This is a genomic window from Streptomyces sp. ITFR-6, assembly GCF_031844725.1.
Classification (GTDB): Bacteria; Actinomycetota; Actinomycetes; order Streptomycetales; family Streptomycetaceae; genus Streptomyces.
The window spans coordinates 7,905,479-7,932,477 of sequence record NZ_CP134612.1 but is presented as its reverse complement, the minus strand read 5'-3'; the positions used below and the strand labels follow the sequence as shown (position 1 = coordinate 7,932,477).

16 protein-coding genes, 5 pseudogenes and 1 riboswitch are annotated in these 26,999 nt (G+C 71.7%); of the genes and pseudogenes, 8 read left to right on the top strand and 13 right to left on the bottom strand.

Annotation, left to right across the window (positions count from 1 at the left end; all coding sequences use genetic code 11):
• The first annotated feature begins 79 nt into the window (after positions 1 to 79).
• Entirely contained in the window at positions 80 to 2,350 is a 2,271-nt protein-coding gene (locus RLT59_RS35830) for an AbfB domain-containing protein (protein ID WP_311307974.1), read from the top strand.
• A gap of 94 nt (positions 2,351 to 2,444) precedes the next feature.
• Here the strand turns inward: RLT59_RS35830 and RLT59_RS35825 are convergent, their stop codons facing one another.
• The 11 genes and pseudogenes from RLT59_RS35825 to RLT59_RS35775 all read right to left on the bottom strand — a co-directional run.
• Positions 2,445 to 2,957, bottom strand: coding sequence for a GNAT family N-acetyltransferase (locus tag RLT59_RS35825; protein WP_311307241.1), 513 nt, complete (start codon positions 2,955 to 2,957; stop codon positions 2,445 to 2,447).
• Between the two features lie 105 nt (positions 2,958 to 3,062).
• Positions 3,063 to 6,356: a LamG-like jellyroll fold domain-containing protein gene (locus tag RLT59_RS35820; RefSeq protein WP_399126672.1), complete on the bottom strand. Its 3,294-nt coding sequence runs from the start codon at positions 6,354 to 6,356 to the stop codon at positions 3,063 to 3,065.
• Positions 6,357 to 6,554: 198 nt separating this feature from the next.
• Positions 6,555 to 8,993: a GH92 family glycosyl hydrolase gene (locus RLT59_RS35815; protein WP_311307239.1), complete on the bottom strand. Its 2,439-nt coding sequence runs from the start codon at positions 8,991 to 8,993 to the stop codon at positions 6,555 to 6,557.
• A gap of 260 nt (positions 8,994 to 9,253) precedes the next feature.
• On the bottom strand, positions 9,254 to 10,351 hold the full coding sequence (locus tag RLT59_RS35810; RefSeq protein ID WP_311307238.1) for an NADH:flavin oxidoreductase/NADH oxidase: 1,098 nt from the start codon (positions 10,349 to 10,351) through the stop codon (positions 9,254 to 9,256).
• 179 nt (positions 10,352 to 10,530) lie between these two features.
• Positions 10,531 to 10,803 carry a DUF1876 domain-containing protein gene (locus RLT59_RS35805; protein WP_311307237.1) on the bottom strand — a complete coding sequence of 91 codons (273 nt, stop codon included), beginning with the start codon at positions 10,801 to 10,803 and terminating at the stop codon, positions 10,531 to 10,533.
• A gap of 84 nt (positions 10,804 to 10,887) precedes the next feature.
• A complete protein-coding gene (locus tag RLT59_RS35800) occupies positions 10,888 to 11,271 on the bottom strand; it encodes a hypothetical protein (protein ID WP_311307236.1) in 384 nt (127 codons plus the stop codon).
• Entirely contained in the window at positions 11,268 to 11,429 is a 162-nt protein-coding gene (locus tag RLT59_RS35795; RefSeq protein WP_311307235.1) for a hypothetical protein, read from the bottom strand. Before RLT59_RS35795 ends, RLT59_RS35800 begins: the two co-directional genes overlap by 4 nt.
• 58 nt (positions 11,430 to 11,487) lie before the next feature.
• A pseudogene (locus tag RLT59_RS35790) lies at positions 11,488 to 13,298 on the bottom strand (glycoside hydrolase family 3 protein).
• Between the two features lie 52 nt (positions 13,299 to 13,350).
• Complete coding sequence (locus tag RLT59_RS35785; RefSeq protein ID WP_311307234.1) at positions 13,351 to 14,244, bottom strand: carbohydrate ABC transporter permease; 894 nt, start codon at positions 14,242 to 14,244, stop codon at positions 13,351 to 13,353.
• A gap of 4 nt (positions 14,245 to 14,248) precedes the next feature.
• Positions 14,249 to 15,130, bottom strand: coding sequence for a carbohydrate ABC transporter permease (locus RLT59_RS35780; RefSeq protein WP_311307233.1), 882 nt, complete (start codon positions 15,128 to 15,130; stop codon positions 14,249 to 14,251).
• A gap of 2 nt (positions 15,131 to 15,132) precedes the next feature.
• Positions 15,133 to 16,089: pseudogene (locus tag RLT59_RS35775) on the bottom strand (extracellular solute-binding protein); the annotation flags it as partial.
• On the opposite strand from RLT59_RS35775, the pseudogene RLT59_RS35770 reads away from it, so the two are divergent.
• The 6 genes and pseudogenes from RLT59_RS35770 to RLT59_RS35745 form a co-directional block, all read left to right on the top strand.
• A pseudogene (locus tag RLT59_RS35770) lies at positions 16,085 to 16,762 on the top strand (substrate-binding domain-containing protein); the annotation flags it as partial. The pseudogenes RLT59_RS35775 and RLT59_RS35770 overlap by 5 nt on opposite strands.
• Positions 16,763 to 16,828: 66 nt before the next feature.
• Positions 16,829 to 17,120: pseudogene (locus RLT59_RS35765) on the top strand (hypothetical protein).
• A 174-nt stretch (positions 17,121 to 17,294) separates the two neighbouring features.
• A pseudogene (locus tag RLT59_RS35760) lies at positions 17,295 to 18,425 on the top strand (WD40/YVTN/BNR-like repeat-containing protein).
• A 34-nt stretch (positions 18,426 to 18,459) separates the two neighbouring features.
• Positions 18,460 to 19,137, top strand: a complete 678-nt coding sequence (locus tag RLT59_RS35755) for a uracil-DNA glycosylase (protein ID WP_311307231.1) — start codon at positions 18,460 to 18,462, stop codon at positions 19,135 to 19,137.
• Positions 19,134 to 20,198, top strand: a complete 1,065-nt coding sequence (locus RLT59_RS35750; protein ID WP_311307230.1) for an N-acetylglucosamine kinase — start codon at positions 19,134 to 19,136, stop codon at positions 20,196 to 20,198. The genes RLT59_RS35755 and RLT59_RS35750 overlap by 4 nt, the downstream gene beginning before the upstream one ends.
• Positions 20,199 to 20,293: 95 nt before the next feature.
• Positions 20,294 to 21,217 (top strand): sirohydrochlorin chelatase, encoded by a 924-nt coding sequence (locus RLT59_RS35745; RefSeq protein ID WP_311307229.1) that lies wholly within the window; start codon positions 20,294 to 20,296, stop codon positions 21,215 to 21,217.
• A gap of 77 nt (positions 21,218 to 21,294) precedes the next feature.
• On the opposite strand, the gene RLT59_RS35740 is transcribed toward RLT59_RS35745, so the two are convergent.
• Positions 21,295 to 22,365: a lactonase family protein gene (locus RLT59_RS35740; RefSeq protein ID WP_311307228.1), complete on the bottom strand. Its 1,071-nt coding sequence runs from the start codon at positions 22,363 to 22,365 to the stop codon at positions 21,295 to 21,297.
• Between the two features lie 105 nt (positions 22,366 to 22,470).
• The gene (locus RLT59_RS35735) at positions 22,471 to 23,982 is read right to left on the bottom strand and encodes an FUSC family protein (protein WP_311307227.1); all 1,512 of its coding nucleotides are present in this window, start codon (positions 23,980 to 23,982) and stop codon (positions 22,471 to 22,473) included.
• A gap of 289 nt (positions 23,983 to 24,271) precedes the next feature.
• Positions 24,272 to 24,488: riboswitch (cobalamin riboswitch) on the top strand.
• 162 nt (positions 24,489 to 24,650) lie between these two features.
• On the opposite strand from RLT59_RS35735, the gene metE reads away from it, so the two are divergent.
• Positions 24,651 to 26,969, top strand: a complete 2,319-nt coding sequence (gene metE / locus RLT59_RS35730) for a 5-methyltetrahydropteroyltriglutamate--homocysteine S-methyltransferase (protein ID WP_311307226.1) — start codon at positions 24,651 to 24,653, stop codon at positions 26,967 to 26,969.
• Positions 26,970 to 26,999: the final 30 nt, after the last annotated feature.

Sequence of the window (26,999 nt, the reverse complement as noted above, 5' to 3'; positions counted from 1 at the left end):
ACCCATGAGCCGCTTACGTGTTCCCGGCCGCAGGCCGTGGTGGAGACGGACGATCGCCACCACCGGACTGCTGGCGCTTGTGGCCACCGCCCTGGTGGGAATCGGCACGGCACCGGCCGGCGCGGCGTCCTGGACGCCCAAGCCCGCCCCCATGACCACGCCCTGGACGAACCAGGTCCCGGTGGACAAGCCGCTGCCCGAGTACCCGCGCCCGCAGCTCACCCGGCCCGACTGGGCCAACCTCAACGGCATCTGGGACTTCGCGGTGACCGGCCGCGACGCCGGGCAGCCCGCGTCGTTCACCGATCAGATCCGGGTGCCGTTCGTCGCGGAGTCCGCGCTGTCCGGCATCCAGCGGAAGATCACCGAGAACGACAAGCTCTGGTACAAGCGCACCTTCACCGTGCCGTCCGACTGGAACGGCCGCCGGGTCGAGCTGAACTTCGGCGCCTCCGACTGGCAGACCACGGTCTGGGTCAACGGCACCCAGGTCGGCGCCCACAAGGGCGGCTACGACTCGTTCCGGTACGACATCACGCCGCAGCTCAACGGCGGGACGAACACGGTCGTGGTCTCCGTCTACGACCCGACGCAGACCGGCGGGCAGGCCGTCGGCAAGCAGCGCATCAACGACGTGCGGCCGCACGACGGCGGCGGGATCTTCTACACCGCCGCCTCCGGCATCTGGCAGACCGTCTGGCTGGAACCCGTCGCCGCCGCGCACATCACCCGCCTGGACATGACTCCGAACCTGGGCGACAGCACCCTGCGGGTGAAGGTGCAGGGCGCGTCCGCCTCCGGCCGCAGCGCCCGGGTCACCGTCTCCAGCGGCGGGGCCGTGGTGGGTACGGCCACCGGGACCGTCGGCTCCGAGATCTCCGTAGCGGTGCCGAACGCGCATCTGTGGACCCCGGAGGACCCGTTCCTGTACGACGTGAGGGCGGAGCTGCTCGACGGCTCGGCCGTCACCGACTCGGCCGCCAGCTACACGGGCATGCGCTCCATCGCCGTGGCGAAGGTCGACGGCGTGCTGCGCCCGGTCCTGAACGGGAAGTTCGTCTTCCAGACCGGCACCCTGGACCAGGGCTACTGGCCGGACGGCATCTACACCGCGCCGACCGACGCCGCCCTGAAGTCGGACCTCCAGGCCCACAAGGACCTCGGGTTCAACATGGTCCGCAAGCACATCAAGGTCGAACCGCAGCGCTGGTTCTACTGGGCGGACAAGCTGGGTCTGCTCGTCTGGCAGGACATGCCCGCCATGGACACCGGCAGGAGCCCCGACTCCGCGGCCCGCACCCAGTGGGAGTCCGAGTTCCACGCGATCATCGACCAGCACCGCAGCTCGCCCTCGCTCGTGATGTGGGTGGACCAGAACGAGGGCTGGGGCCAGTACGACCAGGCCAGGATCGCCAACGAGGTGAAGGCGTACGACCCGTCCCGGCTGGTGAACAACATGAGCGGCGTCAACTGCTGCGGCTCTGTGGACGGCGGCAACGGGGACGTGGTCGACAACCACATCTACGTCGGCCCCGGCAACACCGCCCCGACCGCGACGAGGGCCGCGGTCCTCGGTGAGTTCGGCGGCCTCGGCTACAAGGTCCCGGGACACGAGTGGTTCCCCGGCGGCGGCTTCAGCTACGAGGACCAGCCGAGCGTCTCCGCGCTGAACAACCGGTTCATCGGACTGCTCGACAGCATCCGGGTCGGCCAGCTGCCCGCGGGCCTCTCCGCCTCGGTCTACACCGAGATCACCGATGTGGAGAACGAGGCCAACGGGCTGCTCACCTACGACCGTCAGGTCGTCAAGGTGGACACCGCACGGGTGAAGGCCGCCAACCAGGCGCTCATCGACGCCTCACGGAACCCCGCTCCCCCGGTGACCCTGCCCACCGGCCAGTACAAGTCGCTGCGCGTCACCACCCCCGGCTACACCGACAAGTACCTGCGCCACCAGGACGCGCTGGCCTTCACCTCGGTCGTCGGCGCGGGAAGCGACACCGTACTCAAGAACGACGCCACCTGGAAGATCGTCACCGGTCTCGGCAACGGCAACTGCTACTCGCTGGAGTCCCGCAACTATCCCGGCGAGTACCTCCGGCACCAGAACTTCCGGGTCCGGCGGGAAGCCGACGACGGATCGGCCCTCTTCAAGGCCGACGCCACCTGGTGCGCGGTCGCCGGCAGCGGCGGAGTGCGGCTGTCCAGCGCCAACCTGCCGGGCAGCTTCCTGCGCCACATCGACTCGGAGGTGTGGCTCGCCACACCGGGCGGCACCCACGCCTGGGACAACCCCGCCACGTTCACCGAGGACACCACCTGGGCGGTCGAGGCGCCCTGGGCTCCCTGACCTGCCCTCGGGACCGTTTCCGCAGCACACCGACGGCCCGGCCGTGACGCGTCCGCGTCGCGTCCGGGCCGTCGGTCCGTCCTCGGCGGGTGCGCTACCGCGCCTCACCGGCCGGGGCGAGGTACGTGTGCAGCAGCGCCGTCCGGCCGTCGGCCGTCGTCCAGTCGCCCTCCCGGCTGGAGACGAGCCGCCAGCCGGCCCGCTCGTAGAGCCGCACGGCGGCGATTCCGCCGTCCTCCACCTCCAGCACCGGCCGCAGACCGTCGGCGGTCGCGGCGGCCACCGCGGTCGCGAGCAGCGCGGTAGCCACCCCGCGCCGCCGGGCCGATGCCGTCGCGAACAGCCGTGACACCGAGGCCAGTCCGTCCGGTGGGAGCCCGACCTCGGCCGCCATGGCGTGCCCGGTCCGGGTCAGCGCGACATGCCCCAGGACGTTGGGGCCGTCCCAGGCCGCCCAGGCGCCGAGCAGCCCTTCGGGGGTCAGCCAGCCCGCCGGGTCGTCCGGCCACCGGGCCGGGTAGCGATCCGCCTCGTACACCGTGGCCAGTGCCACGACGCAGGCCTTCAGGTCTTCGTCGCGGCGGCGGCGGATCTCCGGATCATCCATCCCCCGATCCTCACACGACGCCGGTCCCTGACCGACTGCGGGGCATGCCGCTGCCTGCCGTCGCATGGGTGCGAGGGCAGGCAGCGGGTCACCGTACCGGACCTGCTACGGCTGTCCGGCGTCGTGCAGCGCGCTCACCTCGTCGGCGGTGAGGGCCTTGTCGTACACCCTGACCTGGTCGATGGAGCCGTTCCAGAAGTCACCCTTCTCTCCGGCGTACTGCCCCCGGCCCACCGAGAGCGGGCCGGTGCTCACGTCGGCGGGGCCGGCCGGGGCGGTGGCCGCGAGGCTGCCGTCGACGTACAGCTGCAGCTCGTCGCCCGCGCGGACGCCCACCAGGTGGTACCACTTGCCGGTCTCGGGCGTCATCTCCGCCCGCGCGCGCTTGCCGCCCGGGGTGCTGAAGGCGAACGCGCCCTGTCCGTACTGGAGATAGAACGGGTTCTCCGTGCGGCGGCCGTCCTGGCTGACCGCCGTCGCGTAGTTGCCGGGCAGCGCGTCGAGCGAGGCCCAGGCGGAGACCGTGTAGTCGCCGGTGGTGTCGACGGCCGGGCCCGCCGTCTGGGCGTACTGGCCCTCACCGTTGAACTTCAGGGCGGAGCCCTGGACGCCGGGCGTCCAGGCGGTGCCGGCGGAGAGGGTGAGCGGGAGGCGGTTGGGGCCCTGGTCGGCGGCCTTGGTGCCCTTGCCCTCGTCGAGGTTCCAGGCGGCTCCGCCCTTCACCTCGTCGCGGTGGCCGGCGTTGGCACCGGCCGCGATGACCTGCTGGTTGATCTGGCGGACCTTCTTGGGGTCGACCTTGATCTCGCGCCGGTCGTAGGTGTAGAGGCCGTTCAGCTCGTTCTCCAGGTCGCTGACCTGGGTGTACACCGAACCGGACAGTTCGGCTCCGGCGGCGGCGAGGTAGTACGTCCGGGTGTTGTCGACGTACTTGGCCGTCAGGGCGTCCTTGTCCGCGACCCCGCTGTAGATCGCGGCGGGGGCACCCGGCCACATGTGGCCTGCGGTACGGAGGGTGAATCCGCCGTGCTCGCCGTCCATGGCCGCCCGGTCGTCCGGGAAGGGCGCCTCGTTGTTGAGGTAGTCGTGGTGGTCGATGATGTCGCCCTTGCCCGAGTCACCCTTGGACGAGCAGCAGTTGACCCCGCTGTGCGCGTTGACGACACGGGAGGGGTCGGCGGCCTTGACGGACTCGGCGATCTTGCCGGTCTCGGTGCGGTCCCATTCGCCCCAGCCCTCGTTGAAGACGATCCAGCCGCCGATCGAGGGCGAGTTGTGCAGCTGCTCCATCATCTGCTTGCCCTGCGAGAGGAAGGCCTGCTGTCCCTTCTCGCCGGTGATGTCGGAGGAGACGAAGTCCTGCCAGACCAGCAGTCCGAGCTGGTCCGCGTGGTAGTACCAGCGCGCCGACTCCACCTTGATGTGCTTGCGCACCGCGTTGAAGCCGAGCTCCTTCTGCGCCTTCAGGTCGAAGGTCAGCGCGGCGTCGCTCGGCTGGGTGTACAGACCGTCGGGCCAGAAGCCCTGGTCGAGCATGGCGAGGGAGTAGAACGGCTTTCCGTTGAGTACGAGCTTCTGGTAGCCGCCGACCTTCTGGATGCCGAGGGAGCGCATCCCGAAGTAGCTGTCGACGGTGTCCTTGGAGCGGCCGTCGATGAGGCTGACCTGGAGGTCGTACAGGTACGGGTCGTCCGGGGTCCAGAGGTGCTGCTTCTTCACCGGCAGGCTCAGCGCGCGGTTGGCCGGTCCGGAGACCGTGCCGACGACCTTGCCCTTCTTGTCCCGGGCGACGGCGGTGATCCGCGCACCGGCCGAGGCCTGTGCGGAGTTGACCTTCAGGGCCAGGGTGCCCTTGTCGATGTCGGGCGTCGTCGTCAGGGAGTCCACGGAGGCGGGGGCCACCGGCTCCATCCAGACGGTCTGCCAGATGCCGGAGGACGGCGTGTAGACGATGCCGCCGGGGTCGCGGGACTGCTTGCCCTTCGGCTGGTCGTCACCGGTGGTGTCGGTGACCGCGACAATGATCTCCTGCTCACCGCTGCCCTTGACGGCGTCGGTGATGTCGGCGGTGAAGGAGGTGTAGCCGCCGGTGTGCTCCGCGACCTGCTTGCCGTTGACCCAGACGGTGGCCTGGTAGTCGACGGCACCGAAGTTCAGCTTCAGGCGGTTGCTGCCGCCCTTGCCGTGCTTGTCGCCCTTCACCGACCAGTTCTTCGGAACGGTGACGAGCTTGCGGTAGAACATGTGGTCTTCGTGGCGCTCCAGGCCGGAGAGCTGCGACTCCACGGGGAACGGCACGGTGATGCGCTCACCGAGCTTCTTGCCGAAGACGGGCTTCTCGCCGGCCTTGGCCCCGGCGAACTCCCATGGGCCGTTGAGGTTCTTCCAGTCGTCACGGACCTGCTGCGGCCTGGGGTACTCGGGCAGCGGGTGGTTACGGTCGAGCTTGTCGCCCCACGTCGTGGTCAGCCGGTGCGTGGACAGGTTCTTCGCGGTGCGGCTGATCTGGGGTACGGCCTTGCCGCCCACCGTAAGCCCGGCCTTGCCGTCGTACGCGACCCGGACCTGCTGGCCCTTCTGGACGGGGGCGGTCAGGGTGACGAGCAGGGCCTTGGCGTTGCCGGGCACGCGAGCGACGGACTTCACGGGGATCGGTGAGGTGTCCGCCTCCAGGGTGAGGTGGTCCTTCACCTGGGAGAACGCGCCGACCTTGTCGTCGAACGCCAGCTGGAGCCGCTGTCCGTCGCTCGGAACGCTCAGCCCGACCGGGTAGACCTCGAAGTCGGCCGGCGGGGTGAAGGCCGACTCCGGGACGACCTCCTTGGCGAGCTTCGCGCTGGACCAGCGCAGGAACATGTTGGCGCCGCCGGTGTCCTGGAACATCTCCAGCTTGAACTCGTGCGTCTCGCCGGCCTTGAGCGCGATCGGCTCGCTGGTCTGCTCGTTGTCCCAGTCCGGCTCCCAGTGGTCGATGGCCACCTTGCCGTCGATGTAGAGGCGGAAGCCGTTGTCGCCGCTCGCGGCGAAGGTGTAGTCACCGTCCTCCGGGGCCGTGATGCCGCCGGTCCAGCGGGCGGTGGTGTTCTCGGTCTGTCGGGTGGTGGACTCGAACGTGCCGGTGAGACCGGGGAAGTTGATCTGCGGGTCGAGGGCGACCCCGCCGAGCTTGGCGAAGTCCCGCGCGCCGGGCGCGGACATGCTGAAGTACTCGCCCTTGAGCCCGTGGACCTCGGTGGCCGGGTCACCGGCCTTGAACGTGGTCGCGGAGGCGGCGCCGGCGGCTGCGGCGGGGGTGGCTGCGGCGGCCGGGACCAGGGCGGCCCCGACGGGGATCAGCAGCGCGGCGGCACAGGCCGCCGTTCGGAACAGAGCGCGGGGGCGGGGCATTTGTCGTCTCAAGGCGTCGTCCTGTCGAGAGAGCTAGAAGTGCCTCGAACCTGTGAGGCACAGCACACAATCGAACATTCAGCCACAGCAACAAACGTAAAACAACAGTCATGCACAGGAAATTTGCAACGATAGAAAAGCCGGTCGGCGGACGCCGTGCCGGATCGCCGCGCCCCGTTCGCGGCGATCCGGCACGGGGTCACCGAGCTGTCAGCGCGGCAGTCCCGAAGTGGCTGTCGCCCAGCTGGTGTTGGGCTCACCGGAGAGCCTGAAGGCCAGCGTGCCGCCCTTGGTGAGCAGGCTCGCGTCCGTCCATGAGCGGTCGCTGCGCCTGCCGTTGACCGTGACCGCGTCGATGTACGCGTGTGCGGCGTCGGCGGCCGGGGCGGTGAGGGTGATGTCCCTGCCGTGCGGCCGGTCGATCACCGCCTTCGGGAACAGCGGGGCGCCCAGCAGCATCGAGCCGCTGCCCGGCGACTGCGGGTACAGCCCCAGCGCGGAGAAGACGTACCAGGCGGACATCGTCCCCAGGTCGTCGTTGCCGGGCAGACCGCGCGGGCCCGTCCCGTACACCGTGTTCAGGATCTCGCGGACGGTCGCCTGGGTCTTCCACGGCCGGCCGAGCGCGTTGTAGAGCCAGGGGGCGTGGATGCCGGGCTCGTTGGTCGGGTCGTAGCGCAGGGAGTCGCCGCCCTTCACCGACCAGGAGCCGTCCGCCTTGTGGAAGAAGCCGTCGAGGCGCTGCGCCGCGACGTCCCGGCCGCCCATCGCCGCCGCCAGCCCCTGGACGTCCTGCGGCACCATCCAGGTGTACGTGGCGCTGGTGCCCTGCGCGAAGCCGAGGTCGCTTCCCGGGCTGAACGGGGAGACCCAGGAGCCGTCGAGGTCACGGGCCTGGATGTAGCCGCTGGTGCCGGCCCCGTCGGTGGCCCCGGCGTTGAACACGTTGCGCCACCAGCCGCCGCGCTCCTTGAACGACTTGGCCTCCGCGTCCCGGCCGAGCAGCGCGGCCCAGCGGCCGAGCGCGTCGTCGGCGACCGCGTCCTCCAGGGTCTCGGCGGCTCCGCCCCAGCAGTGGCAGACGTCCTGCGGCGCGTAGTGGGACTCCAGGTACTGCGCCAGGTTGGGCCGCTGGCCGGTGCACTGCCCCGGGCAGCCGGCGTCCGAGAGGCCGTCGTCGGCGGGGACGGTCGCCTGACGGGCCAGCGACTCGTAGGCGCCCTCGTAGTCGAAGTTCCGCACCCCCATGGCGTAGAACGTGGCGAGGGTGGCCGCCGTGGGGTCACCGGTCATGACATGGGTCGCGCCGTTGATGTGCACCCAGCGGTCCCACACGCCGCCGTTCTGCCGGGCGAAGTTGTACAGCGACTGGGCGAAGTCCCCGGCGATCTCCGGTTTCAGCAGGGCGAGCAGCTGTATCTGCGCCCGGTACTGGTCCCAGCCGGAGAAGTTGCTGTACTGCGCGCCCTGCCCGCGCTCGATCCGGTGCGCCTTCCCGTCCATGCCCGGGTAGCGGCCGTCGGTGTCGCTGATGATGTTGGGCTGCATCAGCGAGTGGTACAGCGCAGTGTAGAAGGTGGTGCGCTGCGCCTCTGTGCCGCCTCCGGCGCGTACGGAGTTCAGCTCCTTGTCCCAGCTCCGGCTCGCGGCGGCCGCCACGTCTGCCACGCCCGCGTGCGGGGCGATCTCGTCGCGGAGGTTGGCCTCGGCGCCGGCCAGGCTGACGTAGGAGATGCCGATCCGCATGTGGACATCGTTGTCGGAGGCGGTGTCGAAGCCGACCCAGCCGCCCGATCCGCGGCCGGCCCGGTCCGCTCCGGTGGCGTAGCCCTCGCCGCCGCTGCCGGAGGTCGAGCCCGGGGCGAGCGTGCCGTCCTTCCAGGTGCCGGTGGTGGAGAAGGCGCGGTCGAAGGAGGCGCTGAAGTAGAGCCGGTAGTAGCTCTTGCGGTTGTTGGTACCGCCGTTGGCCCGTCGCCCGCAGAACGCGCCGGTGAGCACGGAGCCGGTGACCTTGCGGTGCGCGGTGTCGATGTCGATCTGGGCGTCCTCGCTGCCGTTGAGCGAGTTGGAGACCCGGAAGAGGAGGCTGGCGGGCTTCCCGGCGGGGAAGGAGAAGTCGGCCACGCCCGCCCGCCGGCTCACCGCGAGGTCGGCCTCGGCACCGGAGTCCAGGCCGACGGTGTAGCGGCCGGGGACGGCGCGTTCGTCGTCGTGCGAGAAGTCCGCGGCGTAGACGGCGTCCTTGGTGTCGGCCGACGGCGAGGAGGTGACGTCCCCGACGAACGGCATGATCGGGATGTCACCGGCCGCGCCCGGGTCGCACCCGGCGCCGTTGACGTGGGTGAGGCTCAGCCCGCGCAGCCGGGTGGTGTCGTACTGGTACCCGTTCGCGGCGCCGGTGCTCGTCTGGTCGCCCTTGGTGCTCGTGGGCGACCAGGCGATCATGCCGTTCGGGAGGGTGGCGCCGGGAAAGGTGTTTCCGCCGTTCGCGCTGCCGATGAGCGGGTCGACGTAGGCGGTGGGGCGGGCGGCGGGGGCGGCGGCTTCTGCCGCCGGGGGCAGCACTGCGGCGGCGAGTGCGCCGGTGACGAGCACGGCGGCTGTTCGCGCGGCGAGGCGCCGGGCCGCGGGCAACGGTCTGGTGGGCATGTCGCGGTACCTTCCAGGGAGTTCGGACAACGTTGTCTTCGTCCGGGGTCCGGCCGGGGACAACGGTGATCGATTCGCGGCCGAGCGTAGATCCCTCCGGCGCGGGAGGGAATGCCCCAGCCGTCATCCCTGATGAATGCGCGGTGAACGGTTGCCTTGTCGCGGCGCGCACGCGTCCGCCCTCCGCGCACGTCCCGGGCGGGCCGGGAGGGAGTGTGCGCAGAGGGCGGACAGCGTTCGGACAGTGGTAGGGACGGTGGTCAGATCGCGTACTCGTACTGCTCGGGAACGCGTACCGTGCCGCACAGTTCACGCGCCGCGTGCTGCGCCCACGACGGGTTGCGCAGGAGTTCGCGGCCCAGGAGCACAGCGTCCGCCCGGTCCTCCGTGAGGATCTTCTCGGCCTGCTGCGGCTCGGTGATCAGGCCCACGGCCGCGACGGGCAGGCCGGTCTCCCGCTTCACGCGCTCGGCGAAGGGGACCTGGTAGCCGGGCCCGGCCGCGATGCGGGCGCGGGGGGCGTTGCCCCCGGTGGAGACGTCCAGGAGGTCGACCCCGTGGTCCCGCAGTTCGGCGGCGAGCCGGACGGTCTCGTCGGCGGTCCAGCCCTCCCGCTCGTCGTCGGCGTTCTCGGTGAGCCAGTCCGTCGCGGAGACGCGGAAGAAGACGGGCAGGTTTTCGGGCCACACCTCGCGCACCGCGTCGACGACCTGGAGGGCCAGCCGGACGCGGTTCTCGTAGCTGCCGCCGTACTCGTCGGTGCGCCGGTTGCTGTGCGGGGAGAGGAACTGCCCGATGAGGTAGCCGTGCGCGCCGTGCACCTCGACGACCTGGAAGCCCGCGTCGAGCGAGCGGCGCGCGGCCTCGCGGAAGTCCGCGACGACGGCCTGGATCTGCCCGGTGGTCAGCTCGTGGGGCACGGGGTGGCCGGTGTCGAACGGCAGCGGGCTGGGCGCGACGGGCGTCCACCCGTGCGCCTCGGGACCGACGGGTCCGCCGCCGGTCCACGGTGCGGCGGTCGACGCCTTGCGCCCGGCGTGCGCCAGCTGGATCCCCACCACGGAGCCCCGCGCCTTGACGAAGTCGGTGATCCGGCGGAAGGCCGCGGCCTGGGTGTCGTTCCAGATGCCGAGGTCGGCCGGGCTGATCCGGCCCTCCGGGCTGACGGCCGTCGCCTCGGTGAGGATGAGCCCGGTGCCGCCGGCGGCGCGGGCCGCGAGATGGGCGAAGTGCCAGTCGGTGGGCACGCCCGCCGAGGGCCCCACCGGTTCGGCGCAGTACTGGCACATCGGCGCCATCCACACCCGGTTGGGCACGACAAGCGACCTCAGGGTGACGGGCTCGAAAAGGGCACTCACGACGGACTCCGTTTCGCCGGGTACGGAAGGATCGCTAGTACGATACATCCCGTACTACGACGTCCGTCACATTACGACGAGTCTCGTACAAGGTTATGGCGCAAGGTCTCGTACGAGGGCGAGTCCCGTACGAGGGCGGGAACGCGCTCCCGCGACGCCTCGGGCCCGGCCCAGGCCCCTCAGGTCAGCGGATAGGACGTACGGCCGGACTCCTCGTCGATCTCGTCGTGGGCCTTGGTCAGCAGCTCCATCGCCAGCTCGTTGAGCGCACGCGCACCCGCGATCTCCTCGCCCACCCGGGGCTGCTCGGAGTCCGATGGGTGCCGGCTGGCGTAGCCGTGGGCGCGTACCTCGCTCCCGTCGGAGAGCCGCACCAGGGCGGCGGCGCGGGTGTGGTGGGAGTCCTCCTCGAATTCCAGCTCGATGTGCCATCCGACAGCGGTCTGCGTCATGGGTGCTCACCTCCGGAGGTTCTTCCTCCAGGGTGCGCCCCTTGGTCCGGCGGTGCGCGGCGGGGGGGAGGGGCGACCGGGCGCCTACCGCCCGCGGCGGCGCAGGGTGATGCGGGCCTCCGCGTCGTACAGCTGGTTCCAGCCGCGTCCGGCGCCCGACTTCCAGGTGACGTGGACGGTGGCCCCGTCGACTCTGACCCCGTCCACCGTCATCGCGCGGTCGCCGTCCCGCACGTCTCCTCGGCGCAGTTCGTCCGCCCTGACCGTGACGGGGTCGGCCGTGCGCACACTGTCGGCCTCGTCCGCCGCGAGGCCGAGGGCGGTGGCCAGTTCGCGGGCCCGCTCCGGGGTGCAGATCAGCGAGAGCTCTCCGGCCGCCGTGCCGAGCCTGATCCCGACGCCCTCGCCGACGGGGGCCACCTCAAGGTGTCCGGCCGGCGCACCGCTGTCCTCGTTCACGCTCTTCATCCGCTCCGCTGCTCCCCTTGCCCGGACTCCCCCGCCGGGTCGCCCATCCAGAATTTGAGCACATGCGCACCGGCGGCGGCGATGCGGTGCACGGTACCGGTGATGTTGACGTCCCCCCGGTCGGTGCCGCCGCCCGCACGGCCCGGCCGCGGTGGCATGTCGAAAGTTTCGTGAACCTCCCCGCACGTCCGGCGGGGAGGTTCACGGGCGGGCCGGTCAGCGCGCGGCCGGCGCCGTCACGGGCTCGACCGCGGTCCCGCAGACGAGCCGCCGCCGGTGGTCGACCGTCCGCACGGGCCCGGTCAGCCGCAGCCGTACCGTCCGGCGGACGGCGGTGGCGGCGCTGGAGGCGGCGAGCCGCAGTTCGAGCTCGCCGGGTTCGACGATCCGGCGGCCGCCGATGCCGGTGAAGGACACCAGGTCCGCGTGGAAGCGGAACCGGACCCTGGCCGCCGCCCCGGCGGCGAGCGGCACTCGCGCGTAGCCGATCAGCCGGGCCTGGGGGGCGGGTCGTCTGGGCGACCGGGTCGTGGACGTACAGCTGCACCACTTCGGCGCCCTCCCGGTCACCGGTGTTGCGGACCGTGAGTTCGATGTCGGCCGAGCCGTCGGTGGGGATCTCGGCCGGGACCGGACCGGCCTGTTCCCAGTCGAAGGAGGTGTAGGACAGGCCGTGCCCGAAGGGGTGGAGCGGCGTCGGGTCCAGATTGCTGACCCCGCTCGCGAGCCCCAGCGGCGGCTGCAGAGCAGCACGCCGTCGGGGTTGGCGAGCAGCACACAGGCCTGCTCCGCGAGTTCGCGGGCCAGCGCCCGGTTCTCCGGCGGGTCGAGGTCGACGGTGCCCCGGGCCCGTCCGGGTTCCGTGTCCCGCAGAGCGGCGGGCAGCGGCGGGCAGCGGCGACCAGCCGGGGTCGAGCAGGCCGAGTTCGCACTTCTGCAGCAGTACGCGGTACAGGGCCCGGTCGACGAGTTCCCCGGCCACGGACCCGTCGCGTACGGCGGCGACGAGGGCGTCCCCGTAGCTGCGGACGGTGGGCAGTTCGACGTCCACGCCGGCGCCCAGGGCGAGCCGGGCGGCGTCCGCGCGGTCGGCGGCGACCTTGTGCAGGGTCTCCAGGAAGCCGATGCCGAAGTAGTCCGCGACGACGGTCCCGGTGAACCCCCAGGTGTTCCGGAGCAGTTCGGTGAGCAGGGCCGGGTCGGCCGCGGAGGGCACTGCGTCGACCTCGGCGTAGGAGGACATCACCGAGCGGGCGCCGCCCTCGCGCAGCGCCATCTCGAAGGGCGGCAGGGTCACGTCGGCCATCTCGCGGGCCCCGGCCCGGACCGGCGCGAGGTTGCGGGCGCCGGCCGATGCCGCGTACCCGGCGAAGTGCTTGAGGGTGGCGACGATGCCGGCGGACTCCAGGCCGCGTACGTACGCCGTGCCGATGGTCCCGACGAGGTAGGGGTCCTCACCGACGGTCTCCTCGACGCGTCCCCAGCGCAGGTCGCGTGCCACGTCCAGGACGGGGGCCAGGCCCTGGTGGACGCCGACGGAGCGCATGTCCCGGCCGATCCGGTGGGCCATCTCGGTGACCAGTTCCGGGTTCCAGGCCGCGCCCCAGGACAGCGGCACGGGGTAGGCGGTGGCGCCCCAGGCGGTGAAGCCGGCCAGGCACTCCTCGTGGGCGAGGGCCGGGATCGCGAACCGTCCGGCCCCGGCGATCCGGCGCTGGGCACGGGCCAGGGCGAGCGCGCCGAGACCGGGGTCGACGGGGGCGGGTGAGCTGACCGAGGCCACGGGTGGTGAGGTCGTCCCAGTCGACCGGGTCGACCATGTCGTTCTGGTGCGGGGCGACCCCGTCGCCGTCGGCGTCGGCGCCGACCCAGACTCCGTACAGCTGGGCGGCCTTCTCCTCCAGGGTCATCCGGGGGATCAGGTCGGCCACCCGTTCCCGCGGGGTGAGCGAGGGGTCGCGCCAGGGGCCGTCGGTCCCGGGGGCCGTCTCGGTGCGGCGGGTGTGCGGGACAGCGGGGATTGCCATGGGGGCAGGGGTTCCTCTCATGAGTGCGGTGGTGCGGGGCGGCGTAGATGCGTCATTTGCCGCCCACCCCCATCAGTCCGTTGACCAGCGCCCTGCGCGCCACGGGGTACACGGCGAAGATCGGCACCACGGAGAGCACGATCGCCGCGAGTACGGCGGGGATGTTCACTCCGAACTGGGACATGAAGTTGAAGAGACCGAGCGTCAGGACACGCTTCTCCTCCGACTGGGTGAGGATCAGCGGGAAGAGGAATTCGTTCCAGGCCTGCAGTGCCGAGAAGATCGCCACGGTGCTGATGCCGGCCTTGGACATCGGGATGGCGAGCTGCCACAGCATCCGCAGCGGGGTCGCGCCGTCGAGCGCCATCGCCTCGTACATCTCCTCGGAGACGTCGCGCATGGTGCCGCTCAGGACGAGGACGGCCACCGGCATCGCGAAGGCCGCGGTGGGCAGGATGATCGCCGGCAGCGTGTCGTACAGGCCCATCTTGCCGATCAGCAGGTACAGCGGCACGATCACGGCCTGCGCCGGGATGGCCACGCCGAGCAGAAACGTCCGGAAGGCCAGCGAGGAGAGCCGGCTGCGGGTGCGTACCGCGACATAGGCGACGGGCACCGAGAGGACCAGCACGATGGCCACCGTGGCGGCGGCCACGATCGCGGTGTTGCCCAGCAGGGTGAGGAAGCCGCTGTGCAGCACGCTGTTGTAGTTCTCCAGCGTGGGGTGGGACGGGAGCGCCAGCGGATCGCCGCTGAGCCCCTCGTCCTGGTACATCAGCGAGGAGGAGACCAGTGTGTACAGCGGTACGAGGACGATGACGAGCCAGACCAGCGAGCCGAGGCCGGCCAGCGGATTGCCCCATCTCCTGGGCCGGCGGGCGGTGGTGCTCCGGGCCCGGGGCGCGGATGTCGTGGGCGGCGCCGCACGACGGGTGTCGACCGACATGACGTCACACACCTTCCCGCGTCGAGCGCATGGAGCCGAAGCCGCTGAAGCGCACCAGGATCAGTGACAGACCGGTGGCGACGACCACCAGGGCCGTGGCGATGGCCGCGGCGTAGCCGAGGTCGTACGTCTGGAAGCCGGTGCGGTACATCAGGTAGGGCAGGATCGTGGTGTCCGTGCCCGGACCGCCCTTGGTCATGATCAGCACGGTGTCGAAGTACGTCAGTGAGCCGACGATCATCAGGACCGAGGAGGTCGTGATGGTGTTGCGCAGCTGCGGCAGGGTGATGTGGAAGAACTGCCGCAGCATTCCGGCGCCGTCGATGGCGGCCGCCTGGTAGAGGACCTCGGGGATCTGCCGGGCGCCGCCCTGGTAGATCAGGGTGTGGAACGGCATGAACTGCCAGCCGCCGACGAAGGCCACGGTGAGCAGGGCGCCGGTGGAGGAGCCCATGAGGTTGAGGTCGAGCAGGGCGTGGAAGAGCATCGCGATGGCGGTGGTGGAGAGCAGCAGCGGGATGAAGAAGACGGCGGAGAGGAAGATCCGGCTGCGCTGTCTGCCTGCCGCCCAGACGCCCAGCAGCAGCGCCACCGGGGTCTGGAAGGCCCAGCTGACGTTGGTGAGGAGCAGGCTCAGCCAGGCGGCCTGACGGAATTCGGGGTCCTTGAACAGCCGGGTCCAGTTGTCCGTGCCGACCGGGGTCGGGGAGTTCAGCCCGTCCCAGTGGCAGAAGGACAGGTAGACGGCGATCGCCAGCGGGACGATCGCGAAGAGGGCGAAGAAGACGATCCCGGGGAGGGCCCAGGCGACCGAGGGGCGGCCGACGTCGCCGGCGGCCGCCTTCCTTCCTCCACGCACCTTGGTGTACGAAGAGAGCTGGGACATCGTTACTTGACGGCCTTCATCGCGGCGACGAACTGCTCGGGCGTGGACTTGCCGGCGAACAGCTTGCTGATCTCGGTGAGCAGCGGGGTGGCGATCTGCGACTCCAGCGCCTGGTCCCAGGAGAGGGTGAAGCTCGGCGCCTTCTGGACCATCGAGTACTGGTCGTGCGCGAACCGCGGGTTGGGCGAGGAGTCCAGTGTCGAGGCGGCGTCCGACGTGGTCGGGATGTCGCCGTTGTCGACCAGGGCCTTGCTGTAGGACTTGGCGGCCATGGTCTTCAGGAAGGCGATGGCCGCGTCCTTGAGCTTGGTCCTGGTGTTGACGGACCAGTAGTTGGTGGGGTTGCCGACCACGTCGGCCGGGTCACCGACGCCGCCTGCCACGGTCGGGAAGGCGGTCCAGCCGAGGTCCTTCCTGGCGAACGCGGGCGCCTTGCCGAGCTGTGTCGAGTACTCCCACGAGCCCATCAGGTGCATGGCGGCCTTGCCCTTGTTGAGCAGGGTGGGGGCGCCTCCGTTGCCGTAGTCGACGGAGTTGAAGTTCTTGCCGAACGCGCCGCCGTCGACGAGTTCCTTCACGGTTTGGGCCGACTTGAGGACCGCGGGGTCGCCCCAGGCGGAGCTGTCGCCGCCCTGGATCTTGCGGAAGACCTCGGGGCCGCCGATGCGGTCGAGGAGGTACTCCATCCACATCAGCTCGGGCCATTTGTCGGAGCCGCCGAGGGCGAACGGCGTGATGCCCCTGCCCTTGAAGACGGTGATGGCCTTCTGCATATCCTCCCAGGTCCTGGGCGGCTGGAGCTTGTTCTGCGCGAAGAGGGTCTTGTTGTAGAAGAGCATGACGGGCTGCATGCCGCGCATCGGGACGCCGTACACCTTCCCGTCGAGGCTGCCCGCCTCGACGATCGACGGGAGGAAGCCGTCCTTGAGGACGGGGTCGCTCTTGATCGTCGAGGTGAGGGCCAGGCGGCCGGTCGGGGTGATCCTGGTGCTCTCGGACCTCACCGCCACCCAGCGCGCCCAGCTGACCAGCCGCAGCATCCCCTACGCGGTGGTTGACCCGGCGGGCGATCCCGGCGACGACGTCCCCTCGGTCGGGACGACGAACTGGCAGGGCGGCCTGGCCGCCACCCGCCATCTCACCGCACTCGGGCACCGGCGGATCGGGGTCATCAGCGGCCCGTCCCGGATGATGTGCAGCAGGGCCCGGGTGGACGGCTACCGCGCCGCCCTGCGGACCGCGGGCCTGCCGATCGATCCCGCCCTGGTCCGCGAGGGCGAGTTCCAGCACGAGGCGGGCTACACCGCGGGGCTTGAGCTGCTGCGCCAGGCCGACCGGCCGACCGCGGTCTTCGCCGGCAACGACCTCCAGGCGCTCGGCGTGTACGAGGCGGCGCGGGAGCTGGGCCTGCGTATCCCCGAGGATCTCAGCGTCGTCGGCTTCGACGACCTGCCGCTCACCGGGTGGATCGGCCCGCCGCTGACCACGGTGCGCCAGCCGCTCACAGAGATGGCCGAGACCGCCGCCCGGCTGGTCATCGACCTGGGCCGGGGCCGGCAGCCCGCGACCACCCGGGTCGACCTGGCCACCAATCTGGTGGTGCGCAGCAGCACGGCCGCACCCGGGCGCTGACCGGTCCGACGCCGAGAAAGGCCGTTGCGGGGCGGGGCGGGGCCGGCGTGCGTAGCGTCGCACGCCATGAGAACTCCCGTTCTGCACACGGCGCGACTGCGGCTGGAGCCGTACACACCTGCTGACGGGGACGCCTTCGTCGCACTGCTCCAGGACCAACGGGTGTCCCACTGGATGGGCGAAGGGCACGCTCGGCCTGACCGAGGTGCACGCGACCGTCGCCGACGGCAACGAGGCCTCGCTCGCGCTGCTGGACCGGATCGGCTTCCGGCACGTACGGGACATCACCGAGGAGGACGGCGGCACGACCCTGCTCCTCACCCGCCGCGCGACGCCGGACGAGGGCGGACAGCGCTAAGGCGTGTTTCGAAAGTAGCGCCGTCCGCCTGAAGGGCGGGTCCGGCGGTGACCTGCGGGTAGACGGGGCGGCCGTGGAAGCGGCGGTGGTCCGGCCCGTCCTGCGCGCCGCTGTCAGTGGCCGGGTGCAGACTGGCCAGTATCCGGCACAACGGCGTTTCGGTTAGGTTCGGTCATGACCGAGGTTCTGTTCACCGTGGGCACCCGCAAGGGGCTCTTCATCGGCCACGGGCGCGACGGCGCGTGGGAGTTCGACGGTCCGCATTTCAATGCGCAGGCCATCTACTCGGTCGCCATCGACGCCCGAAGGACGACCCCCCGACTGTTGGTCGGCGGCGACAGCGCGCACTGGGGCCCCTCCGTATTCCACTCCGACGACCTGGGCGCCACCGGGGTCGAGCCGAGACAGCCCGCCGTGAAGTTCCCGGAGTTCACCGGCACATCGCTGGAGCGGGTATGGCAGCTGCATCCGGCCGGCCCCGAGGCCCCCGACGTCGTGGACGCGGGCACCGAACCGGCCGCGCTCTTCCGGTCCCGGGACAGCGGCGAGTCGTTCGAGCTGGTCCGGCCGCTCTGGGAGCACCCGACGCGCTCGAAATGGGTGCCCGGCGGGGGCAGCGAGGGGCTGCACACGGTGCTCACCGACGAGCGGGACGCGCAGGCCCTGACGGTCGCGGTCTCCACCGCCGGCGTGTTCAGGACCGCGGACGGCGGCGAGAGCTGGGCCCCCGCCAACAAGGGGGTGTCGGCCGTCTTCCTGCCCGACCCCGACCCGGAGTTCGGCCAGTGCGTGCACAAGGTGAGCCGGGACGCGGTCGATACCGACCGCTCTACTTCCAGAACCACTGGGGTGTCTTCCGCAGCGACGACGCCGGGAGCAACTGGACCGGCATCGGCGAGGGACTGCCGTCCGACTTCGGCTTCGCCGTGGCCGCGCACCCGCACCGGGCGGACACGGCGTACGTCTTCCCGATCAACGCCGACCGGGTACCGGCGGAGCACCGCTGCCGGGTCTTCCGGACCCGCGACGCCGGCGACAGCTGGGAGCCGCTGTCCGCGGGGCTCCCGGAGGGGGCCCACTACGGCACGGTGCTGCGTGACACGCTCTGTACGGACGACGCCGATCCGGCGGGGGTCTACTTCGGCAACCGCAACGGCGAGGTGTGCGTGAGCGCGGACGACGGCGACAGCTGGCAGCAGGCAGCAGGCAGCAGGCAGCAGGCAGCAGGCAGCAGGCAGCAGGCAGCAGTTCATCTCGCACCTGCCCGATGTCCTGTGCGTGCGGGCGGCTGCGACCGGCGGTTGATCCCTACCGTCGTATCAGCAGTAGAGTGCCGCCCGTGGCAGCACGACCTCTGAACGAAATCATCGAGCCCGGCTGGGCGCGGGCCCTTGAGCCCGTGGCCGAACGCGTCGCGGCGATGGGCGAATTCCTGCGCGGCGAGATCGCCGCGGGGCGCACCTATCTCCCCTCGGGCGCGAACGTCCTGCGGGCGTTCCAGCAACCCTTCGATCAGGTACGGGTCCTGATCGTCGGTCAGGACCCCTACCCGACACCGGGGCACGCGGTGGGGCTGAGCTTCTCCGTCGCACCCGACGTCCAGCCGGTGCCCGGCAGCCTGGAGAACATCTTCCGGGAGCTCCACTCGGACCTGGGGCTTCCGCGCCCCTCGAACGGTGATCTGACGCCGTGGGCCGAGCAGGGCGTCCTGCTGCTCAACAGGGCGCTGACCACGGCGCCCCGCCGGCCCGCCGCGCATCGCGGGAAGGGCTGGGAGGAGGTGACCCAGCAGGCGATCTCGGCGCTGGTCGCGCGCGGCACCCCGCTGGTGTCGGTCCTGTGGGGGCGCGACGCCCGCAATCTGCGCCCCTCGCTGGGTGATTTCCCGGCGATCGAGTCCTCGCACCCCTCCCCCATGTCGGCGGACCGCGGGTTCTTCGGTTCGCGCCCGTTCAGCCGGACCAATGAGCTGCTGGAACGCCAGGGCGCCGCCCCGGTGGACTGGCGACTGCCGTGACGAGCGCGCCCGGCGGCCCCGGACTGCCGGACCCCGTCGGGGAGTACGTCCTCGGCGTGGACTCGGGCGGCTCCGGCCTGCGGGTGGCGCTGGGCACCGTGGGCCCGGACGCCCCGCTGGGCACAGCGGCATCCGCCGAACCGGTGCGGACCGGGCCCTCCGGCATCGACGCCGCCCACCTGCTGGAACAACTGCTGCCCGCCGTCCGGGAACTGCTCGCACGGCACGGCGGCGGCAGCCGCATCGCGGCCGCGGCGATCGGCGCGGCCGGTATGGGCACCCTCGGGGACCGGCTGCGGGCCGAACTGCCCGCCGCCCTGGCGGACGCGCTCGGGGTGCGCCGGCTGGCGCTCGCCGCCGACGCCGTGACCGCGTACGCCGGCGCGGTCGGACAGCGTCCCGGCGCCGTGGTCGCGGCCGGCACCGGTCTGATCGCCCTGGGCACGGATCTGACGCGGTGGCGGCGGGCCGACGGCTGGGGTCATCTGCTGGGCGACAGCGGCGGCGGTGCCTGGATCGGCCGGGCCGGTCTCGACGCGGCGATGCGCGCCCACGACGGGCGGCGCGGCGGATCCCGGGCGCTGCTCGGCCGGCTGGAGGCGGTGTTCGGCCCGGCGCCCGGACTTCCCGCCCTGCTCTATCCGCGTACCGACCGGCCCGCGGTGCTGGCCTCGTTCGCTCCGGAGGTGGCCGGGTGCGCCGCGCACGATCCGGTGGCCGAGGGCATTCTCCGCGACGCCGCCGGACATATCGCGGAGGCCGCCGCCGCCGTCTGCCCGACGGCGGAAGCAGGCGACGAGGGATACGAAGTGGCGCTGACGGGCGGCCTGTTCCGGATGGGCGAGCCGTTGCTCGTACCGCTGCGCGAGGAGCTGGCCCGGCTGCTGCCGCACGCGCGGGCGGTCCCCGGTTCGGGTGATCCCCTGGTCGGCTCCCTGCGCATCGCGCGGGCCCTGGCCACCGGCGGTCTGCTCCTGCCGCGTCATCCGACACTGCTCAGCATCCCGTTGTCCGGAGTGGACCAACAGTCCACCGCAGGGGTGACAGAGCAGGGCAGTTGACCGGTAAGCCGCCCAACGGATAAATGCGGACAGACAACGCTCGACCGGACCCTCCCCGCGCAATGGGGTACCCAAAACCAGTAGCATGCGGCGCCATGAGCACCCCCACTGGGCCCGCTTCCGGCCTGCCTGTACGAATGCCGCGACCTCGCCAGTCCGGACGGCACCGCCGCCCGGAGCCCGTGGTCGCACCTGAGGGCGCTGCCGCGCTCGTTCTCGCCGTTCCCGGTACCCCCTCTTCGGCCAGCCGCAGTCTGGCCGAAGAGGTGATCAGCATTGCCCGCTCCGAGCTGCCCGGTCTGAACGCCGTGATCGGCTACCTCGACGGCGACGATGCCGAGTACCCGTCCCTTGTCTCCGCCCTCGCCCACTGCGCCGCCGAGCGGACCGCACGCTTCGAGCAGGCCGCGGCCGCCGGCCGCGAGGTCGCTCCGCCCGAGGGGCCGGCCGCCGTCGTGGTGCCGCTGCTCGCGGGACCGGACAGCGCCCTTGTGCAGCGGATACGCCAAGCGATCAGGGACAGCCAGGCACCGGCCGAGCTGACCGATGTGCTCGGCCCGCACCCGCTGCTCGCCGAGGCGCTGCACGTGCGCCTCTCCGAGGCCGGTCTCGCCCGCGCCGACCGGGCGAGGCTGTTCACTGTGGCCACGGCCGCCGACGGGATCGTACTGGCGACGGTGGGCGGTGAGGAGGCCGTGCAGGCGGCCGGGATCACCGGCATGCTGCTGGCCGCGCGGCTGGCGGTTCCCGTGATGGCCGCCGCGCTCGACGTCGAGGGTTCCGTCTCGTCGATCGCCGCGCAGCTGAAGGACTCCGGCTCGCTCCAGCTGGCGGTCGCGCCGTACCTGGTGGGCCCCGAGGTGGCCGAAGGGCTGCTGGACTCCGCCGTCAAGGACGCGGGCTGCGCGGCGGCCGAGCCGCTCGGCGCCTACCCGGCGATCGGCAAGCTGGTGATGTCGATGTACACCACGGCACTCGGCATCGCCGCCCCGGTGGCGCAGGGCGCACAGGCCCTCTGATCAGTTCCGGGGTGCGTTCCGCTTCCTGACGGGCGTGTGGTGGTGAGCCGGCTACCACCACCACACGCCCGCGCCTGTCAGGCGAAGATCACACAGGAGGCCGCAGGAGCCTCCAGGGAGCCCTCCTGGACCGGGATACCGGTCTCCGGGTCCACGGCGAACCAGGCGACGTTCCCGGACCGCTCATTGGCCGCGTACAGCCGTCGCCCGGCGGGGTCGAGCGCCAGGTCGCGCGGCCAGTGGCCACCGCAGCCCACCGTGGTGACCAGGGACGCCTTCTCTCCGGTGGCGTCGAGAGCGATCACCGAGATGCTGTCGTGTCCGCGGTTGGCCGCCCAGAGGAACCGGCCGTCGTGCGAGACGACGACCTCGGACGCGTAGCTCGCCGCGGCGCCGTCCCCGGTGGCCTCCACGGGCAGCAGGGACGTCTCGTCGACCGCTTCGAGGACTCCGGCTGCGGCGTCCCACCGGCACACGGTGACCGTGGGTTCGAGCTCGTTCAGCACATAGGCGTGCGCACCGTCGGGGTGGAAGGCGAGATGGCGCGGTCCGGTACCCGGCCGCAGCGCCGTCTCGCCGTGCGGGCGCGGCGCGCCGGTCTCCGCGTCGAGCGCGCGGATCCGTACCGAATCGGTGCCGAGGTCGACGCTGAGCACCCAGTTCCCCGAGGGGTCGGGGAGCACCTGGTGGGCATGCGGGCCCTCCTGCCGGGTGGCGTCCGGACCGCTTCCCTCGTGCTGGAGCACGCTGTCGGGGGCGCCCAGTGAACCGTCCGCGCCCACGGGCAGCACGGTGACGCTGCCGGAGCCGTAGTTGGCGGTCAGCAGCCGGCCGCCCGCGAGGGCGAGGTGGGTGGGGGCATCCCCGTCCACCGGCTGGAGGGCGCCGATCGGCCGGGGCGTGTCCTGGGTGACGTCGAGCGCCGCGGCCGCTCCCGGCTCGGTCTCGCTGACCGCGTACAGGACCGCACCGTCGGGGCCCCCGCCCCGGCCCAGTACCAGGTAGGAGGGGTTGGGCACGGAATCCGTCGCGCCGAGGACGGTGAGCGCCCCGGTCTCCTGGTCGACGGCGGCGACGGTGATGCCCCGCCCGCCCGCCGAGGTGAAGGACCCGATGAATGCCCGTCCGGCACCGTTGCTGCTGTCCACCGCACTGCCTCTCTCCGCCGACTGATCGCGACAGTGGGGACCGTCGCGATCTTCCGCGGCGACGGTAGCAGTGCGGCAGGTGGTCTGGACCAAAGGGTGCGGGTATCAGGCGGCGGCGAGCGGGGCCCTCGGCGGGCTGTGCAGCGGCGCGGCCAGTTCGACCAGCGCCCGCTCCAGGCCGTGCAGGTGGGCGAGGGCGGGTTCCGTCTCCGCGGCGTGCGCCGGACTTCCCGCGGCGAGCGGGGTACGGGCCGGCCGCTCGGGAGCCGTCAGCGCTTCCACCGCGCTCTCGACGCGCCAGCAGGCGGCGGCGAGCCGGGCGTCGTGCGAGGCCTCCGGATCGGCGGCGACGGAGGCCAGTCCGCGCACCTCGCGCGCGCAGTCGTCGAGCAGTGCGAGGACCTGACGCGCCCGCGCCTTGCGGGCCCTCACCGGGTTGAGCGGATGCACCAGCGGCGCCAGCGACAGCCGTACCCGGCCGAGGATCGCCTCCAGCTCGGCAACGTGCCGGGGCGGGTCGGCGTCCTCGCTTCCCGCGAGCCGGGCAGCGGCCTCCGCCGTACAGGTGTGCACGCACCGCAGCGCCCGCTCCACCCAGGCCTCGGTCACCGAGTGCGTGGTCACCGGCAGCACGAACAGCACCGCGAGTACGGCACCGAGCGCACCGGCCCCCGTCTCGGTGACCCGGAGTACGAGAAGTCCCGCGTCGAGCACGCCGAGCAGCCCGTACAGCATGCTCGCCATCACGGTGACGGCCAGCATCATCCAGGTGTAGGAGACGGCGGCGGTGTAGAAGATCCCGAACACGCCCACCGCCACGACAGCGGCGGCCGCGACCGGCTCGTGGTGCAGCGGCACGGCCACGGCGAAGCCCAGCCCGATGCCGAGCAAGGTCCCCAGGAACCGTCTGAACCCGCGCACGACCGTCTCGCCGCGCGAGGTCGTGGCCACGAACACCCACCAGGTGGCGCCGACCGCCCAGTACCAGCGCTGGTCGGAAAGCAGCTGCCCCACCGCGAGCGCGAATCCCGCGCCCAGGGTCGCCTGTACGGCCTGCCGCGTCGTGATCCGCCGCAGCCCCGCCGCTCCCGGGGGAAGGCCGACCGTCACCGGCGCCGCGATCCGGCGCTCGTAGCACCACGCCCCGAACCGGACCAAGGACGACGCGAGGAGCGACAGCAGCACCGCGGCGTACAACTCGGGCAGCTGGCCGGGCACGGTGTGCAGGAACTGGGCGGAGAAGTAGGCCATGAAGGCGAATACGCCCAGCGAGTGCCCGCGCGGCCCCCACCGCCGCGCGTACACCCCCGCGCCGACGACGGCGAGGAAAGCCAGGTCGCGGGCGACGGGCACGTCGTGCAGCACGGCGGCGAGCGTGAGCACCGGGAGGCCGACGACGGGGAGCAGCGCGGTCGTCGTGGCCTGTCCGCGCACCGTCGGGTCGGTCACCGTGAAGAGGGCGAGCAGCGCGGCCAGGCCCCCCGTGATGGCCGCCACCAGCGAGTGCCCCGCCGCCCCGCACAGCGTGACGGCGAGCCCGATGCCGAGCACGGCCCGGGATGCGAACCGCAGCCGGATCCGTCCGGGATCGTGTGCGACGAACGCCCTCTTCAGCAAGTCGCCTCGCCCCTTTCGCGCATGACACCAGCGCAGACATGAGAAAGGCGCCACAGAGATCCCAGAGGGACCCGCAGCGCCATTGACTCCACTATCTCAACACCTGGGGAGCTAATGGTTCAACTCGACCCCATCTCTATGTACCAATGGCCCAGCGATACCGCATCCTGCCTGACCACGGCAGAGCCAACGGACCAGCGCGAGGACCAGGAGGCCCGGGAGCACCGCCGTCCGCCCCTTCCGGATCCCGGAATGTGAACAGCGGTGCCACGGAGGCGGTCCACCCCCTAGGCTGACCGGTGCAGCTGGTTCGCCCTGTCCGCCAGGCAGGCGCGTCGCAAGAGGGAACCCGGTGTGATTCCGGGACTGCCCCGCAGCGGTAAGTGGGAACGACCGCCGTCATACGCACTGGATCCGTTCGGATCCGGGAAGCGACGGCCAGTAGGAGTCTGCTCCGGCAGACGCGCCCACGAGTCCGAAGACCTGCCCGTTGCCCGCACCCGAACCCTCGGATGCGGATATCCCGGTGACCTCGTGGGCGGGTCGGCGTGCGTGTCAGACGGAGAATCCGCGCCGAGGCGTGTGCGATATCCGTCCGGTCCGTCATCCCTTCGCGTCCGTGTCCCGTCTCCGGGATGTTCAGGAGTCATCTCGCGAAGGAGATTTCCGTGACACCCAAGCCCGCAGCCGCGGCAGCACGAGCCACCGTGTACGGCTACCCCCGACAGGGCCGGAACCGGGAACTGAAGAAGGCCGTCGAGGGGTACTGGAAGGGCCGCGTCAGCGCCGGTGCCCTCCGGGAGACGGCGGCAGAACTGCGCCGGTCCAACTGGAAGCAGCTGGCGGACGTCGGCGTCCATGAGGTCCCGACCGGCGATTTCTCGTACTACGACCACGTCCTGGACACCAGCGTCATGGTCGGCGCGGTCCCCCAGCGGCACCGTGCGGCCGTCGCCGCCGACGCGCTCGACGGGTACTTCGCGATGGCTCGCGGCACCCAGGACGTGGCACCGCTGGAGATGACCAAGTGGTTCGACACCAACTACCACTACCTCGTCCCCGAGCTCGGTCCTGACACCGTCTTCACCGCCGACTCCACCAAGCAGGTCACCGAGCTCAGGGAGGCCGTCGCGCTCGGGCACACCGCCCGGCCGGTGCTCGTCGGCCCGGTCAGCTACCTGCTGCTGGCCAAGCCCGCCCCCGGGGTGGCCGCCGGCTTCGAGCCGCTCACCCTGCTGGGCCGGCTGCTGCCGGTGTACGCGGAGGTCCTCGCAGATCTGCGTGCCGCCGGCGCGGAGTGGGTGCAGATCGACGAACCCGCCCTGGTCCAGGACCGCAGCCCGGCCGAGCTGAACGCCGCCGCCCGCGCCTACCGCGACCTCGGCGGCCTCACCGACCGGCCCAGGCTGCTCGTCGCCTCCTACTTCGGGCGGCTCGGTGAGGCACTCCCCGTCCTGGCGAAGGCCCCGGTAGAGGGTCTGGCACTGGACTTCACCGATGCCGCCGCAGCCAACCTAGAAGACCTCGCCGCCGCCGGCGGGCTTCCCGGCAAGCGCCTCGTCGCGGGTGTCGTCAACGGCCGCAACATCTGGATCAACGACTACGAGAAGTCCCTAGCCACCCTCGCCACCCTCCTCGGCCTCGCGGACCGGGTGGACGTGGCGGCGTCCTGCTCCCTGCTGCACGTCCCGCTCGACACCGCGCCGGAGCGGGACATCGACCCGCGGATCCTGCGCTGGCTCGCCTTCGCGGAGCAGAAGACCGCCGAGATCGTCACGCTCGCGAAGGGACTGACCCTGGGCACCGGCGCGATCACCGCCGAGATCGCCGCCAACCGCGCCGACCTCGCGTCCCGCGCCGACTCCCCGATCACCCACGACCCCGCCGTCCGGGCCAGGACCGCGGCCGTCACGGACGCCGACGGCCGCCGCTCCCAGCCGTACACCGAACGCGCCGCCGCCCAGCGGGCCCACCTCGGGCTGCCGCTGCTGCCGACGACCACCATCGGCTCGTTCCCGCAGACGAGCGAACTGCGTACCGTCCGCGCCGACCTGCGCGCGGGACGGATCGACACGGCGGGCTACGAGGAGCGGATCAGGGCCGAGATCGGTGAGGTCATCGCCTTCCAGGAGAAGACCGGCATCGACGTCCTGGTGCACGGCGAGCCCGAACGCAACGACATGGTGCAGTACTTCGCCGAGCAGCTCACCGGTTACCTCGCCACCCAGCACGGCTGGGTCCAGTCCTACGGCACGCGTTACGTCCGGCCGCCGGTGCTCGCGGGCGACATCTCCCGCCCGGAGCCGATGACGGTGCGCTGGACCTCGTATGCCCAGTCGCTCACCGGGCGCCCGGTCAAGGGCATGCTCACCGGCCCGGTGACCATGCTGGCCTGGTCCTTCGTCCGCGACGACCAGCCGCTCGGTGACACCGCGCGCCAGGTCGCGCTCGCGCTGCGCGACGAGGTCGACGACCTGGAGGCGGGGGGCACTTCGGTGATCCAGGTCGACGAGCCCGCCCTGCGCGAGACACTCCCCCTGCGGGCGGCGGACCACGCCGGGTACCTGGAATGGGCCACCGAGTCGTTCCGCCTGACCACCAGCGGGGTACGGCCGGACACCCAGATCCACACCCACATGTGCTACGCGGAGTTCGGTGACATCGTCCAGGCCATCGACGACCTGGACGCCGACGTCATCAGCCTGGAGGCCGCCCGCTCGCACATGCAGGTCGCCCGCGAACTCGCCGCGCACGGATACCCGCGCGAGGCCGGTCCCGGCGTGTACGACATCCACTCACCGCGTGTACCCGGTGCCGACGAGGCCGCCGCCCTGCTCCGCAAGGGGCTGGAGGCCATCCCCGCCGAGCGCCTGTGGGTCAATCCGGACTGCGGCCTGAAGACCCGCGGCTGGCCCGAGACCAGGACGTCCCTGGAGAACCTGGTCGCCGCGGCCCGCACCGTCCGCGGCGAGCTGCCCGCCTCCTGATCGCGCAGGACCCGGGGCGGCGGCCGGAGG